General features: G+C 71.2%; 16 protein-coding genes. 12 read left to right on the forward strand and 4 right to left on the reverse strand.

Annotated features, from left to right (window positions below):
* Position 1 precedes the first annotated feature (1 nt).
* Positions 2 to 688, reverse strand: coding sequence for a response regulator transcription factor (locus tag ACQPYK_RS14985; RefSeq protein ID WP_433255538.1), 687 nt, complete (start codon positions 686 to 688; stop codon positions 2 to 4).
* Between the two features lie 99 nt (positions 689 to 787).
* Here ACQPYK_RS14985 and ACQPYK_RS14990 point away from each other — a divergent pair, with 99 nt between their 5' ends.
* On the forward strand, positions 788 to 1240 hold the full coding sequence (locus ACQPYK_RS14990) for a hypothetical protein (protein WP_433255541.1): 453 nt from the start codon (positions 788 to 790) through the stop codon (positions 1238 to 1240).
* Between the two features lie 89 nt (positions 1241 to 1329).
* Here ACQPYK_RS14990 and ACQPYK_RS14995 read toward each other — a convergent pair whose 3' ends face one another.
* Together ACQPYK_RS14995 and ACQPYK_RS15000 are read right to left on the reverse strand one after the other, a co-directional pair.
* Entirely contained in the window at positions 1330 to 1998 is a 669-nt protein-coding gene (locus ACQPYK_RS14995) for a potassium channel family protein (protein WP_433255544.1), read from the reverse strand.
* Positions 1991 to 3331, reverse strand: a complete 1341-nt coding sequence (locus ACQPYK_RS15000) for a TrkH family potassium uptake protein (protein WP_433255547.1) — start codon at positions 3329 to 3331, stop codon at positions 1991 to 1993. Before ACQPYK_RS15000 ends, ACQPYK_RS14995 begins: the two co-directional genes overlap by 8 nt.
* Positions 3332 to 3380: 49 nt before the next feature.
* Between ACQPYK_RS15000 and ACQPYK_RS15005 the strand changes: the two genes are divergently transcribed.
* Genes ACQPYK_RS15005 through ACQPYK_RS15020 form a run of 4 tightly spaced genes read left to right on the forward strand, consistent with a single transcriptional unit; the run spans position 3381 to position 7053 of the window.
* Positions 3381 to 4277 carry an AAA family ATPase gene (locus tag ACQPYK_RS15005; protein WP_433255550.1) on the forward strand — a complete coding sequence of 299 codons (897 nt, stop codon included), beginning with the start codon at positions 3381 to 3383 and terminating at the stop codon, positions 4275 to 4277.
* On the forward strand, positions 4261 to 5361 hold the full coding sequence (locus ACQPYK_RS15010) for a vWA domain-containing protein (protein WP_433255552.1): 1101 nt from the start codon (positions 4261 to 4263) through the stop codon (positions 5359 to 5361). The genes ACQPYK_RS15005 and ACQPYK_RS15010 overlap by 17 nt, the downstream gene beginning before the upstream one ends.
* The gene (locus ACQPYK_RS15015; protein WP_433255554.1) at positions 5354 to 6460 is read left to right on the forward strand and encodes an XdhC family protein; all 1107 of its coding nucleotides are present in this window, start codon (positions 5354 to 5356) and stop codon (positions 6458 to 6460) included. Before ACQPYK_RS15010 ends, ACQPYK_RS15015 begins: the two co-directional genes overlap by 8 nt.
* Entirely contained in the window at positions 6457 to 7053 is a 597-nt protein-coding gene (locus ACQPYK_RS15020; RefSeq protein WP_433255556.1) for a nucleotidyltransferase family protein, read from the forward strand. Before ACQPYK_RS15015 ends, ACQPYK_RS15020 begins: the two co-directional genes overlap by 4 nt.
* A gap of 25 nt (positions 7054 to 7078) precedes the next feature.
* Here ACQPYK_RS15020 and ACQPYK_RS15025 read toward each other — a convergent pair whose 3' ends face one another.
* Positions 7079 to 7987, reverse strand: coding sequence for an endonuclease/exonuclease/phosphatase family protein (locus ACQPYK_RS15025; RefSeq protein WP_433255559.1), 909 nt, complete (start codon positions 7985 to 7987; stop codon positions 7079 to 7081).
* Between the two features lie 174 nt (positions 7988 to 8161).
* Between ACQPYK_RS15025 and ACQPYK_RS15030 the strand changes: the two genes are divergently transcribed.
* From ACQPYK_RS15030 to dinB, 7 genes are all read left to right on the forward strand, one after another.
* Positions 8162 to 9202 carry an LLM class F420-dependent oxidoreductase gene (locus tag ACQPYK_RS15030; protein ID WP_433255561.1) on the forward strand — a complete coding sequence of 347 codons (1041 nt, stop codon included), beginning with the start codon at positions 8162 to 8164 and terminating at the stop codon, positions 9200 to 9202.
* A 352-nt stretch (positions 9203 to 9554) separates the two neighbouring features.
* Positions 9555 to 10850, forward strand: coding sequence for a dicarboxylate/amino acid:cation symporter (locus tag ACQPYK_RS15035; protein WP_433255563.1), 1296 nt, complete (start codon positions 9555 to 9557; stop codon positions 10848 to 10850).
* Positions 10851 to 11002: 152 nt separating this feature from the next.
* On the forward strand, positions 11003 to 12070 hold the full coding sequence (locus ACQPYK_RS15040) for a M24 family metallopeptidase (protein WP_433255566.1): 1068 nt from the start codon (positions 11003 to 11005) through the stop codon (positions 12068 to 12070).
* Between the two features lie 25 nt (positions 12071 to 12095).
* On the forward strand, positions 12096 to 12656 hold the full coding sequence (gene efp, locus ACQPYK_RS15045) for an elongation factor P (protein WP_433255569.1): 561 nt from the start codon (positions 12096 to 12098) through the stop codon (positions 12654 to 12656).
* Positions 12656 to 13066: a transcription antitermination factor NusB gene (gene nusB / locus ACQPYK_RS15050; protein WP_433255572.1), complete on the forward strand. Its 411-nt coding sequence runs from the start codon at positions 12656 to 12658 to the stop codon at positions 13064 to 13066. Before efp ends, nusB begins: the two co-directional genes overlap by 1 nt.
* 202 nt (positions 13067 to 13268) lie before the next feature.
* The gene (locus ACQPYK_RS15055; RefSeq protein ID WP_433255575.1) at positions 13269 to 14027 is read left to right on the forward strand and encodes a methyltransferase domain-containing protein; all 759 of its coding nucleotides are present in this window, start codon (positions 13269 to 13271) and stop codon (positions 14025 to 14027) included.
* Positions 14028 to 14064: 37 nt separating this feature from the next.
* Positions 14065 to 15303: a DNA polymerase IV gene (gene dinB, locus ACQPYK_RS15060; protein ID WP_433255578.1), complete on the forward strand. Its 1239-nt coding sequence runs from the start codon at positions 14065 to 14067 to the stop codon at positions 15301 to 15303.
* Positions 15304 to 15361: the final 58 nt, after the last annotated feature.

Below are 15361 nucleotides of genomic sequence, written 5' to 3' on the forward strand. Positions count from 1 at the left end.
CTCAGGAACCCGGATCGACGAGCTTGACGCCGACCCCGTGCACGGTCTGCAGGTAACGAGGCCGCTGGGCGCTCTCCCCGAGCTTGCGGCGCAGCCAGGACAGATGCACGTCGACGGTCTTGTCGGCGCCCCCGTAGGCCATCCGCCAAACCTCCGTGAGCAGCTCGCGCTTGGTGACGACCTGACCGGCCCGGACGGCGAGGTAGTGCAGCAGCTCGAACTCCCGGGGGGTGAGGCCCAGGGAGATCCCGTCGAGGGTCGCCTCGCGCGCCGCCCGCTGGATGTGGAGCCCCCCGACCACCACGGGTCCCTTCTCCTCGTCGGTCTCCCGGCCGCGGCGCAGCACGGCGCGAATCCGGGCGTCCAGGTGGGCCGAGCTGAACGGTTTGACGACGTAGTCGTCGGCGCCGGCGTTCAACGCCCGGACGATCTCCGCTTCGTCGTCGCGCGCGGTCGTCACGATGACCGGGACGGCGCTTACGGCGCGGAGCATGCGCAGCACCTCACAGCCGTCGAGGTCGGGCAGGCCCAGATCGAGCAGGACGAGGTCGGGCCGGGTCTCCATCGCCTGCGTTAGCCCTGACATGCCCGCGCCGGCCGAGGTGACGGCATGCCCACGTTCGGTGAGCGCGCGGGTCAGCGCGGACCGGACCTGGGCGTCGTCCTCGACGAGCAGCAGCTGTGCCACAGCAACACGCTAAACCTTTCTCCGATCGACCAGCCGAGTTGGCCGGGACGTGAGGACCGCTTGGCGGGTCGTTGGCAGGGCCGGTGAGACGTTTGTCTGGTGAACAGGCACACCCTGCTCGGTCTGGGAGGGTGGCTCGCCGCGGCCGCTCTCACCACGGTCGCCAGCACCTGGGCGGTGTCCCTGATCGGCGTGCACCTCACCGGCCAGGTCGTCCACCCCATGACGCTGAGCGAGGTCGAGCGCACCCTGGCCGGTGCGGCCGGCAGTCCCACCTTCGTCCTGCCCGCCGCTCCCGCCGCACCCGCCCCGCAGGCCACGGCCAGGGAGTTCTCCTACGGCCAGGGGTCCGTCGTCACCGCCTGCGAGACGAACCAGGCCATCCTGCTGTCCTGGAGCCCGGCCCAGGGATACGGCGTCGACAGGGTCGAGCGCGGACCCTCGCCCGTCGTCTCGGTCGAGTTCACCGCCCCCGGCGAGAGGACGACGATCCGCGTCACCTGCCCCGCCGGGGCGCCCGCCGTGACGACCCATTCGACCGGCGCGGACTGAACGGCCCCTCCGGGAGCCGCCGCGGGCCGGGCCGGCCGTACGGCGAGCATCGCGAACCGGGTGGTCCGGAGCGGCCCGCCCGCCGGATGTCAGGTCTCCTCGGCGAACCGTTCGGCCTGGTCGGTCTCACCCGCGACGAGCAGGGTGTCGTCGCCGCTGATGACCGTGCCCGAGGTGGCGTAGGTGAACCTGCCGCCGGGCTTCTTGATCCCGATCACGGTCACCCCGTACTTCTTGCGGATGCCCAGCTCGCCCAGCGTCCTGCCGTCCGCCCACCGGGGCGCCTTGGTCTTGACCACCGCGTAGTTCTCGTCGATCTCCACGTAGTCGAGCATCCGGCCGGTGACCAGGTGCGCCACCCGCTCGCCCATGTCGTGCTCGGGCTGCACCACGTGATGGGCGCCGACCCGCTCCAGGATCCGGCCGTGCTGGAGGCTGATCGACTTGGCCCAGATGTCGGGCACGCCGAGGTCGGCCAGGATCGAGGTGGTCAGGATGCTCGCCTCGAGGTCGGTGCCGATGCCGACGACGGCCCGGCCGAACTCGGCGATCCCCAGCTGCGTGAGCGCGTCGGGGTCGGTGGAGTCGGCGCAGACCACGTGGGTGAGCCGTCCGGAGAACTCCTGGACGTTCTTGGCGTCGCTGTCGATGCCCAGCACCTCGATGTCACGTCCCACCAGCTCGGCCGCCAGCGCGCCGCCGAACCGGCCGAGACCGATCACCACGACCGCGTCACCGCGGTTCTTTCTGTCAACCAACGAGGGGACGCTCCTCCGGATAGCGGAACCGACGGGTCTGGACGTGCAGCGCCAGCGCGGCGCCGAGGGTCACCGGGCCGAGCCGGCCGACGAACATCAGGATCGTAAGGACCAGATGCCCGCCGATGCCGACATCGGGGGTGATCCCCGTGGACAGGCCGACCGTACCGAACGCCGAGACCACTTCGAACAGTACGCGGTCGAGCTTGAACGGCGTGAGCATCATCAGCAGGAAGGTGCCGGCGGCGACCGAGGCCACGCTGAGCAGGGCGATGGTCAGCGCCTGCCGTTGGAGCTGCTCGGGGACGCGGCGGCGCCCGGCCGTGACGTCCGGCTCGCCGCGCAGCTCGGCCAGGATGACGTAGCCGAGCAGCGCGAACGTCGTCACCTTGATGCCGCCGCCGGTGCTCGCGCTGCCCGCGCCGACGAACATCAGCACGTCGCTGATCAGCCAGGTGTTCTCGTGCATCTGGGAGACGTCGACGGAGTTCAGTCCGCCGCTGCGGGTCATGGCGCTGTGGAAGAACCCGGCCAGGAGGCGCAGGCCGGGGGAGAGCGAGCCCAGCGTCGCGGGGTTGTTCCACTCGGTGGCGGTGACGGCCGCGGTCCCGCCGAACAGCAGGAGGGCGGTCATCCCCAGGGTCATCTTGACGTGCAGCGACCAGCGTGCCGGTCGGCGCGGATGCCGCCGGAGCACGGCGTAGACGGGGAAACCGAGGCCCCCGGCGATCACCGCCAGCGCGAGGGGGAGGCAGACCCACGGGTCGGCGACGAACCGCGTCATGCTGTCCGGCCAGAGCGCGAACCCGGCGTTGGTGAACGCCGAGACCGCGTGGAAGACCCCGTGGTAGACGGCGCGGCCGAACGGCTCGCCGTACCCGGTGAGGAAGCGGGCGGTGAGCACCGCGGCGGTCAGCGCCTCCACCGCCAGCGTGACCTTGGCGACACCCGCGATCACCGTGCGCACGTCGCCCGGGCCGAGGGTCCGGGTCTCGGCCTGGGTGTTGAGCCGGGCCCGCAGGCCGAGTCTGCCGGAGACCAGCATCGCGAGGATCGAGGCGAGCGACATGATCCCGAAGCCGCCGATCTGCATCAACACCAGGATCACCATCTCGCCGAAGAACGTCCAGTGCGTCGCCGTGTCCTGTACGGCGAGCCCGGTGACGCACACCGCCGAGGTCGCGGTGAACAGCGCCGAGGTCCACGACGCCGGCCGGCCCGCCTCGACCGCGATCGGCAGCGACAGCAACGCCGAGCCGCCCAGGACCACCGTCAGGAACGCGGCCACGACGACTCTCGATGGCGTGTTGATCCGCCGGACCAGGTTCTTCACAGGGGGTGAGAATACGCCTGTGCCGAACATCCGGGCGTAGCCTGAGGTGGTGCTGAGGCGGACAATCAAGGCGTCGGACGTGGAGTCGCCCGGGCAGCTGACCGAACTGCTCGACCGGGAGGCCTATCTCGCCGGCGTAGGGCTGGCCACCGCGGCGTTCCTGGCGTTGCGGATGGGCCGTCCGCTGCTGCTGGAGGGCGAGGCGGGGGTCGGCAAGACCGAGCTGGCCAGGACGCTGGCCACGGTGCTGGGGGCGCCGCTGATCCGGCTGCAGTGCTACGAGGGGCTGGACGGCCCCCAGGTGCTCTACGACTGGGACTTCGCCCGCCAGTTGCTGCACCTGAAGGCTGCCGAGGCCGGTGGGGTCACCGACGCGGCCCGCCTGGAGGGGGAGGTCTACGACCGGCGGTTCCTGATCGCCCGGCCACTACTCAAGGCGATCGAGACCCAGCCCAGCGTGCTGCTCATCGACGAGATCGACCGGGCCGACGTGGAGTTCGAGGCGATCCTGCTCGAGGTGCTCTCGGATTTCGCGATCTCCGTCCCGGAGCTCGGCACGATCCGCGCCGAGACGCCGCCGGTGGTCGTGCTGACCTCCAACCGCACCCGTGAGGTGCACGACGCGCTGAAACGGCGCTGCCTCTACCACTGGCTGGAGCATCCCTCCTTCGACCGGGAGGTGGCGATCCTGCTGCGGCGCCTGCCCGCCTGCTCGGCGACCCTCGCCGAGCAGGTCGCCGGGGCGGCCGGCCGGCTGCGCGAGGCCGGGCTGGTCAAGCCGCCCGGGATCGCCGAGACCATCGACTGGACCGAGGCCCTGCTGACCCTCGGCGCGCGTGAGCTGGACCCCGACCTGGCCGCGGCCACGCTGGGCGCCCTGCTCAAGCACCGAGAGGACCACCAGGCCGTGCTCGGGAACGGAATCCTCGGTGACCTCCGCGGCTGAGGGGCGCGACCTGGTCGCCGTCATGACCGGTTTCGCCAGGACGCTGCGCGCCGCGGGCGTCCCCGCCGACCACGAGAGGACCCAGGGCCTGCTGCGCGCGCTGTCCCACCTGGACGCGACCGAGCCGCGCGACGTCTACTGGGCCGGCCGGCTCACCCTGTGCGCCTCGGCCGACGACCTGCCCCGCTACGACCGGGTCTTCGACGCCTACTTCGGCGGACTGCGCGCGGGCCGTCCGAAGCCGGCCGTGGTCAGCGTGATCCGGCACACCGCCACCACGTCCGGCGCGCCCGGCGGCGCCGACGACGGCCCCGCCCAGGCGGCCGGGGCGAGCGCGGCGGAGGTGCTGCGCAACCGGGACGTCGCCAAGATGACCGGGGTGGAGCTGGCGGAGGTGCACCGGTTGCTCGCCCTGTTCCGGGCACGGCGTGAGCAGCGCAGGTCGCGGCGGTTGCGGCCGTCGCACCGGGGACGACTGGACAGCAGGGCGACGATCCGCGAAACCCTGCGGCGCGGCGGGGAGACCGCCCGGCTCCGCTACCGCGACCACCGCACCAGAGCCCGCAGGGTCGTGCTGGTGGTGGACGTCAGCGGCTCCATGACCCCCTACGCCGACACGCTGCTGCGCCTGGCCCACGCGCTGGTCAGGTGCGAGCCCCGGGCCACCGAGGTGTTCAGCGCCGGCACCCGCCTCACCCGGATCACCGCCGAACTGCGCCACCGCGACCCGGCCGCCGCGATGGACGCCGTCTCGCGGGCCGTCCCCGACTGGAGCGGCGGCACCCGGCTGGGCGAGGAGCTCAGGAGGTTCCTCTCGCTGAACGACGCCAGAGGCGCGGTGGTGGTGATCGCCTCCGACGGGTGGGAGCGGGGCGACGTCTCGCTGCTCGGCGCGCAGATGGCCCGGCTGTCGCGAATGGCGCACCGGGTGATCTGGGCGAACCCCCACAAGGGGCAGGAGGGCTACCAGCCGCTCACCGCGGGGATGCGCGCCGCCCTGCCGTACATCGACGACTTCGTGGCCGGGCACAGCCTCGCCGCGTTCGAGGAGCTGGCCGGACTGCTGGGAGGGGCCCATGCGTGAGGTGCTGTCGCAGATCATGCGGTGGTGGGAGAGCGGGCAGACGTTCGGCCTGGCCACCGTGGTGGAGACCTTCCGCAGCGCGCCTCGCCCGCCGGGCGCGTCGATGGCCGTGCTCGGCGCGGAGGCCGAGGGCAGCGTCTCGGGCGGCTGCGTCGAGGGAGCCGTCTACGAGCTGGCCCAGGAGGTGGTCGCCTCCGGCACACCGCTCCTGCAGCGGTACGGCGTGAGCGACGACGATGCCTTCTCGGTCGGCCTCACCTGCGGCGGCATCCTGGACGTGTTCGTCGAGCCGGTGTCGCGCGAGACGTTTCCCGAGCTGGGGGCGGTCGCCGGGTCGGTGCGGGAGCGCGAGCCGGTGGCGGTGGCGACCGTGCTGTCCGGTCCGGGCGCCGTCGGCGCCCGCAGGGTGATCTGGCCCGACCGATCCTCGGGCTCGCTGGGCCCCGCCCGGCTGGACGAGGCGGTCGACGACGACGCGCGCGGCATGCTCGCGCAGGGGCTCACCGGAATCCGGCGGTACGGCGCACGCGGGGAGCGACGGCTCGACGAGCTCTCGATCTTCGTGCACTCCTTCGCCCCGCCGCCCCGGATGCTCGTCTTCGGCGCGATCGACTTCGCCGCCGCGGTGGCGAGGGTCGGGAAGTTCCTCGGCTACCACGTGGTGGTCTGCGACGCCCGTCCGGTCTTCGCCACGGCCAGACGCTTCCCGGAGGCCGACGAGGTGATCGTCAAATGGCCGCACGACTACCTGACCTCGATCACCGTGGACGAGCGGACCGCGATCTGCGTGCTCACCCACGACCCCCGCTTCGACGTCCCGCTGCTGGAGGTGGCCCTGCGCACCCCGGCGGGTTACGTCGGCGCGATGGGCTCGCGCCGTACCCACCAGGATCGGCTGGCGCGGCTGCGCGAGGCGGGCCTGGAGGAGGCGGAGCTGAAGCGGCTTCGCTCGCCGATCGGACTGGACCTGGGCGCGCGAACCCCGGAGGAGACCGCGGTCTCCATCGCCGCCGAGCTGATCCAGCTGCGCTGGGGCGGTTCGGGCCGGCCTCTGACCGACGGCTCCGGCCGGATCCACGGAGAGGCGGCGCCGGCGTGAGCGGGCGGGGAGAGGCGCCCGCTCGGGAGGCGAGCGCGGGGCTGCTGCTGGCGGCCGGATCGGGCTCGCGGCTCGGCACGCCGAAGGCACTGGTGGAATTGCGGGGAGAGCGGCTGGTGGACCGCGGGGTCCGGCTGCTTCGCGACGGCGGCTGCCATCCCGTGGTCGTCGTGCTCGGGGCCGCCGCCGCGCAGGTGCGCGGCGCGGTGACCGTGGGCAATCCGCGCTGGCGGTCCGGGATGGGCTCCTCGCTGCGCGTCGGCCTGGACGCGCTTCCCTCGGACGCGGCGCGCGTGGTGATCGCCCTGGTCGACCAGCCGTTCATCGGCCCGCAGGCGGTGCGGCGGCTGATCCGGGCCGCGCGGGAGGGCGCCTCGGTCGCCGTCGCCACCTACGGCGGGGCGCCGAGGAATCCGGTGCTGATCGCCAGAGAGCACTTCGCGGAGGTAGCCGCGCTCGCGGTCGGCGACGTCGGGGCCCGGCCGTTCCTGCGGGCCCACCCCGAGCTGGTCGTCAGGGTGGCCTGCGACGATGTCGGCGACCCCGCCGACATCGACACCCCGGCGGACCTGTCGGAGCTGCGCGCCCGATGACGCTCCGGCCGGCACGCCGAGGTCTTCAGGAGGACGACGCGCGCTTCGCCAGGCGCAGCGAGGCGACGGCGGCCCGGTGGTCGCTGCCGGCGGCTCGCTCGACGCCGGCGCTGGTGGCGCTGAGACCGCGGTAGAGGATGTGGTCGGGACGGGTGATCGGGAAGGACGACGGCCAGGTGAAGCCGAATCCGGCGCCGGCCTCCTGCTGGGCGTCCGACAACGGGGGCACCAGGCCGGAGCGCTTGCGGTCGGTGGTGGCGGTGTTGAGGTCGCCGAGCAGGAGCAGGTGCGCGCTGTCGTCCCTGTCGATGATCTTCCGGGCGTGGGCGAGGGTCTCGTCACGCTGGGCCGTCTCGCCGGGACGGGCCGAGGCCAGGTGCATGACGTAGACGGTCAGCTCGCCCTTGGGCGTACGGACCACGGCCCGCAGCGCCCGCACCCAGTCCAGGCCGATGTCGGCCTTGCGGGCGTCGACGATGGGGAACCTGCTCCACAGCCCGACCGTGCTGATCTGGTAGTGGTGCGGGAAGCGGTCGCTGAGCTCCTTCGCCGCCGGGCCGCCGCCGGTCAGCTCCTGCAGGGCGACCAGGTCCCTGCCCTTGGCGACGGTCCGTACGGCCTGCGCCGAGGCGGCGTTGGTCGCGCCCACGTTGAGGGTGGCGACCGACAGGTCGCTCGGCCCGCCCGGCGGGGTGCGCAGCAGCGCGGGGCCGAACATGACCCCCCACACGACCGCCGGGAGCAGCGCCGTGACGATCACCTGCCACGAGCGGGTGAACAGCGCGCCGGCCAGCAGCACCGGCACGGCGAGGCCGAGCCAGGGAAGCATGCTCTCCAGAATGGTCGTGAACCCGCCCAGCTCCGGCAGAAGCCGATGGCCGCCGAGAACCATAGCCAGCGCCCCCGCCACCGTGATGATCGACCGTCTCAGCACACCGCTCCTCGTCCGCTCGGCATCGAGCTTCCCCCTGCCCCAGGAACCCGTACGCTACCGGCCCCGCGCCGGGGTCGCGGGGCTTGGTGCTTCGGCGGTGAATCGATAGCCTTTGCCCGGAGGAAACGGAACATCATTCGGTTTCGTAGGCGCGCGCGGAAGGACGATCTCAGGATGCGTATCGGTATGGCCCTCAACTACTCGGGGGGCTTCAAGAAAACGGTGGCCGCGCTGGCCGACTACGAGCAGGCCGGTCTCGACATCGTGTTCGTCGCCGAGGCCTACAGCTTCGACGCGGTCAGCCAGATGGGCTACATCGCGGCCAAGACCGAGCGTCTGCAGATCGCCTCCGGCATCCTGCCGATCTACTCCCGGACCCCCACCCTGCTGGCCATGACCGCCGCGGGCATGGACTACGTCTCCGACGGCCGCTTCACCCTCGGTCTGGGCGCCTCGGGCCCGCAGGTCATCGAGGGCTTTCACGGCGTGCCGTACACCGCCCCGCTGGGCCGCACCCGTGAGGTCGTCGAGATCTGCCGCCAGGTGTGGAAGCGGGAACGGCTGACCTACGAGGGCAGGCACTACACGGTTCCGCTCCCCGCCGACCAGGGCACCGGCCTGGGCAAGCCGCTGAAGATCATCAACCATCCCGTCCGTGACCGCATCCCCATCGTGATCGCCGCCATCGGCCCCAAGAACGTCGAGCTCTCCGCGGAGCTGGCCGAGGGCTGGGAGCCGATCTTCTACATGCCGGAGAAGGCCGCCGACGTCTGGGGCGCCTCGCTGGCCGCGGGCAAGGCCAGGCGTGACCCCGCCCTGGGCGAGCTCGACGTCATCGCCCAGGCGTCGCTGGCCATCGGCGACGACGTCTCGGGCTGGCTGGAGCTGGGCCGCCCGATGGCCGCCCTCTACATCGGCGGCATGGGCGCCAAGGGCAAGAACTTCTACAACGACCTGGCCCGCCGATACGGCTACGAGAAGGAGGCCGAGCAGATCCAGAACCTCTATCTCGACGGGAAGAAGGACGAGGCCGCCGCGCTCGTCCCGCAGGAACTGCTGGAGAAGATGTCCCTGATCGGCTCCGAGGGGCACGTCCGCGACCGCCTCCAGGCGATGAGGGAGTCGGGCGTCACGACCGTCAACGTCGCCCCGCTCGGCCACACGCACGAGGAGCGCGTCCGGCTCATCGAGAAGGTCAGGGAGCTCGCTTCCTGACCTTCCGGGTGTGAGGGGCCGCGGCTTGAGCCGGGGCCCCTTTCTTGTGCCTGTTTCTTGTGCCCGGCCTTCTCGTGCCCTACCGGCGCCACCGCCGCACGCCTTTTCGATAATCGACCCGCAAGGGTGGATATGACGTGTATCACATGATAAATCGGAATATGTGCCTCCTATCAGGATGTTCTACCCCCTCGTGAGGTTCTCCCCGGTGATCGTGTGGCTCGTCGAGCGACTGCACGTCGACCTGTGCCGTTCGAACAGCCAGCTCTGTCGCTGACCGCCGCCTTCGCCCGCCCTTCCTCACCCGCATGCCCGTGTCCGCTCCGGCATGCCCTCCTTCGGAGTTCCGTTCATGAAGAGGTTCTCTTTCTCCCTGCAGTTGCTGCTGGGTCTGGTGGTCGGTGTCGCCCTCGGGTTCGTCGCCCGCGCCGGTGACGTCGCCTGGCTCACCGCCACCCTGACCGAGGTCGGCAAGCTCTTCGTCCAGCTCCTCAAACTCGCGGTCCCGCCGCTGGTCTTCACCGCCGTCGTCGTCAGCGTGGCCAACCTGCGCAACGTCAACGGAGCCGCCAGGCTCGCGGGCAAGACGCTGCTGTGGTTCCTGGTCACCTCGCTGATCGCCGTGGTCTTCGGCATCGGCCTCGGGCTGATCCTCAACCCGGGCCAGGGCGTCGACATCTCCACCGCGGGCGCCAAGGCCGTGGACCTGGAAGGCGCCGGAACGTGGGTCGACTTCCTGACCGGCATCATCCCCACCAACATCGTCACCGCCTTCACCGAGCTCAACGTCCTGCAGATCGTCTTCCTGGGAGTCGTCCTCGGCGCCGCCGCCCTGGCGGTCGGTGAGAAGGCCGAACCGTTCCTCGCCTTCAGCCGCTCGATCCTCGAACTGGTCCAGAAGGCCCTGTGGTGGGTCATCCGGCTGGCTCCGATCGGCACCGCCGGCCTCATCGGCAAGTCCGTGGCCGGCTACGGCTGGGATCTGCTCGCCCCGCTCGCCAAGTTCAGCGCGGGCGTCTACATCGGCTGCCTGCTGGTCCTCCTGGTGAGCTACCCGCTGCTGCTCGCCTTCGCCGGCAAGGTCAGCCCGATCGCCTTCTACCGCAACGCCTGGCCCGCCATCGAGCTGGCCTTCGTCTCCCGTTCCTCGGTCGGGACCATGCCGCTCACCCAGCGCGTCGCCACCGACCGTCTCGGCGTGGACCGCGACTACGCCTCCTTCGCGGTGCCGTTCGGCGCGACCACCAAGATGGACGGCTGCGCCGCGATCTACCCGGCGCTCGCGGCGATCTTCGTGGCCCAGGTGTTCCACATCCCGCTCGGAGTCGGCCAGTACCTGCTGATCGCGTTCGTCTCCGTGGTCGGCTCCGCCGCCACCGCCGGTCTCACCGGCGCGATCGTGATGCTCACCCTCACCCTGAGCACGCTCGGCCTGCCCCTGGAGGGCGTCGGACTGCTGCTGGCCATCGACCCGATCCTCGACATGATCCGCACCGCCACCAACGTGGCCGGGCAGCTCGTGGTGCCGGTCATCGTGGCCCGTTCGGAGGGACGACTGGACGAGAGCGTGTTCAACTCCCCGCCGCAGCCGCTGGACGATGCCCCTCGCTCCGCGATCCGGACATCGTCCGGCCCGGTTCCGGCCTGAGACCCGCCGCTGGACGGGCTCCGGGTGTCCGGAGCCCGTCCAGCGGCGCTTCCGCCCCGGCGAGGCCGGGACGATGACCGGCGCCGCCCGGGACGGCCTTCCGCCCCGCGCGGGAAGCACGCCACCGGCGAGCGGTCAATAGCATGCGAGTCATGACCCTCACCCACGCCGGCCGCCGCGAGCGCCTCGCGGCTCTGCTCCCCGCTCACGAGGCGGACGCGATCCTGGTCACCCGCGGCGTCAACGTGCGCTACCTCACCGGCCTGGCCAGCTCCAACGCGGCCGTGCTCGTGCGGGCCGACGCCCGCGCCACGCTGGCCACCGACTCCCGCTACGCCGAGACCGCGCGGCGGGTCTGCTCCGACATCGAGGTGGTCGAGGAGCGTGACGTCGCCGGACACCTGGTCACGCTGGCCGACCGGGTCGCCGTCGAGGCCCACCACATGCCCGTCGCCGACTACTTCCGGCTGGGCGAGGATCTGCTGCGGCTGTCCGGGGTGGTGGAGTCGGTGCGCCGGATCAAGGACGAGACCGAGATCGACCTGCTCCGCACCGCGTGCGCGCTCACCGACCAGGCGTTCGCCGACGTGCTCGCCATGGTGCGGCCCGGGGTGACCGAGAAGGAGATCGCCAGGGCGCTGGAATCGCGGATGATCGAGCTGGGTGCCGAGAAGCCCGCCTTCGACTCGATCGTGGCGAGCGGCCCCAACGGCTCGATCCCGCATCACTCGCCCACGGACCGGCCTCTGGAGCGCGGTGACCTGGTCACGATGGACTTCGGGGCCCTGCACGAGGGCTATCACGCCGACATGACCCGGACGGTGGCGGTCGGCGAGCCCGCCGGGTGGCAGCGTGAGCTGTACGACCTGGTCCGCGCCGCACAGCGGGCCGGCCGCCGCGCCGTACGGCCCGGCGCCCTCACCCACGAGGTGGACGCCGCCGCCCGCGACGTCATCGCGGAGGCGGGCTACGGCGACTACTTCGGACACGGGCTCGGGCACGGCGTCGGACTGGAGATTCACGAGGCGCCGTTCCTGTCTCCGGCGAAGCCAGAGCCCGACCCCGAGCACGCTAGACTAGAGGATCGAGTTCCGGTCACCGTCGAGCCTGGAGTTTACCTTCCGGGCAGGGGCGGCGTCCGCATCGAGGACACGCTCGTGACGCGTGATGGCGGACCGGAACTTCTCACACGGACGACCAAAGAGCTGCTTGTCCTTTAAGAGCGGCCGTACGCAGGAGAAACTAGTGGCGACGACGAACGACCTCAAGAACGGCCTGGTGCTCAAGCTCGACGGCGGTGAGCTCTGGACGGTCGTGGAGTTCCAGCACGTCAAGCCCGGCAAGGGTGGTGCGTTCGTCCGCACCAAGCTGAAGAACGTCCTTTCGGGCAAGGTCGTCGACAAGACCTTCAACGCCGGCGTCAAGGTCGAGGTGGCCAACGTCGACAAGCGCGAGATGCAGTTCTCCTACATGGACGGCGACGACTTCGTCTTCATGGACACCGAGACCTACGACATGCTCCACGTCTCCCGGACCGCGGTCGGCGCCGCCGCCGACTACCTGCTGGAGAACATGCTCGCCACCGTGGCGATCAACGAGGGCAACGTGCTCTACATCGACCTGCCCGCGGCCGTCGAGCTGATCATCGCCGAGACCGAGCCCGGCCTCCAGGGCGACCGCTCCACCGGCGGCACCAAGCCCGCCAAGCTGGAGACCGGCGCCGAGATCAAGGTGCCGCTGTTCATCACGACCGGCGAGAAGGTCAAGGTCGACACCCGCACCGGCGATTACCTCGGCCGGGCCTGATGTCGGCACGGGGTAAGGCGCGCAGACGCGCGCTGGACATCCTGTTCGAGGCGGAGGCGCGCAGCCAGGATCCGCTCAGCGTCCTCGCCGAGCGCCTGGAGCGGGCCGAGCCGCCCGTCAACGAGTACACCGCGACGATCGTCGAGGGCGTGTGCCGGCACCGGACGCGCATCGACGAGCTGATCACCACTTACGCCGAGGGCTGGACGCTCGACCGCATGCCCGCGGTCGACCGCAACCTGCTGCGCGGCGGCACCTACGAGCTGCTGTGGATGCCCGACGTCCCCGAGGGTGTCGTCATCAGCGAGTGGGTCAGCCTGGCGTCCGAGCTGTCGACCGACGAGTCGCCGCAGTTCGTCAACGGCCTGATGGCCCGATTCAAGCAGCTCAAGCCGTCCCTGACGCTGTAGGCGCGTTCCGCGGCCGGGCCGGGGACCCGGCCCGGCCGCGGTCGTGCCGGCGGTCCGTTCCCGTTTCTCCCGTGGCCTTCCTCCGGTATGGCCCGCGCGGAAAAAGACTCGATCAAGCACGCGTATGGATCGCCCCTGGACGGTCTTTGGGACGGCCCGGCGTAGGCTGGGCTCGTCACCGGAAATAGGAGGCGATCTGAAGGTGCATGCCGTAGGCATCTCGCGGCAGTCAGGCACGCCGGCGGTCCGCACCGCCGTCGTCTGGGACGTCCTGCGTGCAGTGCTGGCCGACCGGGCGTCCGCGACCGGCCGGGATCGACTCGACATCGTCGACGCCGGGGGCGGCACGGGCGGCTTCGCCGTGCCGCTGGCCGAGCTCGGGCACGCCGTCACCGTCGTCGATCCCAGCCCCGACTCGCTGGCCGCCCTGGAACGCCGCGCCGCGGAGGCCGGGGTGAGCGTGCGCGCGCTGCAGGGCGACGCCGCCGACCTGGGAGACCTGCTTCCCGCCGACAGCGCCGACCTGGTGCTGTGCCACAGCGTGCTGGAGTACGTCGAGGACCCGACCAGCGCGCTGGCGGCCATGGCCGCCCTGCTGCGCGAGGACGGTGCGATCAGCGTGCTGGCGGCCAACCCGCTCGCCGCCGCGCTGCACCGCTCGGTCGCCGGCCGCTTCGACGAGGCCCGCCAGGTTCTGGAAGACCCCCGGGGACGCTGGGGCGACCGCGACCCCACGCCCCGGCGCTTCACCCGGGAAGACCTGTCGCAGCTCCTCGCCGCGACCGGGTTCGCCCCGGGCGAGGTCCACGGCGTGCGGATCTTCGCCGATCTGGTGCCCAGCCGGTTGCTCGACGGCGAGCCGGGGGCCGCGCGTGCCCTGGTCGCCCTGGAACAGGCGGCGGCCGCCCATCCGGTGCTCCGGGACATCGCCACCCAGCTGCACGTCCTCGGCCGCCGGTGACGCTTGTCTCGAACGCGTGTTCCCCTAGGATGATGCCGTGTCGAGGAAACAGCAGGTGTCGCGTCCGGGGGCGGATCTGGGCGCCGACGACACCGGCTGCCCGATCCTTCACGTCGACATGGACGCCTTCTACGCCAGTGTCGAGTTGCGTGAGCGTCCGGAGCTCAAGGGGACGCCTGTCATCATCGGCGCGCCCGGCGCGCGGGGCGTGGTGCTCAGCGCCACCTACGAGGCCAGGAGGTTCGGGGTGCACTCGGCCATGCCCATGACACGGGCTCAGCGGTTGTGCCCCCGGGCGGTGGTCATCCCTCCGAGCCGGGAGAAGTACGCCGAGGTCTCCCGGGGCGTCATGGAGATCTTTCGGTCGTTCACTCCCGAGGTGGAGCCGATCGCCTCCGACGAGGCCTTCCTCGACGTCGGCGGGGCGCGTAAGCGCCTCGGGCCGCCGGCCGCGATCGCCGCCATGATCCGCGAGCAGGTCGTGCGCGAGCACGGGATCACCTGCTCCGTCGGGGTGGCCGGCAGTAAATTCCTGGCCAAACTCGCCTCACAGCACTGCAAGCCCGACGGCCTCCTGATCGTGCCCGTGGACAGGGTGGTGGATTTCCTCCACCCGCTCCCGGTGGCCGCTCTGTGGGGCGTAGGGGAGCGTACGGAGCAGTCTCTCGTGCGGCTGGGGATCAAGACCGTCGGCGATCTCGCCCGAGTTCCGGTCGACACCTTGCAGCGCCACCTCGGTCAGGCGATCGGCGCGCACCTGGCCGCGCTCGCCTGGGGACGTGACGAGCGTCCGGTGACCCCGCACGTGCCCGACAAGAGCATCGGTGCCGAAGAGACATTCGCCACAGATGTGGACGATCCAGTGAAGATCCGCAGGGAGTTGCTTCGCCTCTCCGAGCGGGTCGCCGCCAGGCTCAGAGAAGGCGGTCACGCCGGTCGCACGGTCAGTGTCAAGCTCCGCCGCGCCGACTTCAGCACCATCTCCCGCTCCCGGACCCTCCGGGAGCCCACGGACGTCGCCCAGGTGCTCTACGCCACCGCCTGCGACCTGTACGCCGCCGCCGGTCTGGAAAAAGTCCCGTTGCGCCTGGTCGGAGTGCGGGTGGAGAACCTGCGCCCGGCCGGGGAGACACCCCGGCAGCTCGGCCTGGGAGAGCGGGAGAGCGGCTGGCGGGAGGCCGAACAGGCGATGGACAGGGCGGTGCGGAGATTCGGTCGAGATGCGGTGCTCCCGGCGTCGCTTGTTCGTCCGCCATTTGATGGAATAGATCCATGACGTCACCTCCGGTTTGGACTACGTTGGACGTTTTCTTTCGTCTACGTCTACAGCCTCG

This window comes from Streptosporangium sp. CA-135522 (genome assembly GCF_050949235.1).
Lineage (GTDB): Bacteria > Actinomycetota > Actinomycetes > Streptosporangiales > Streptosporangiaceae > Streptosporangium.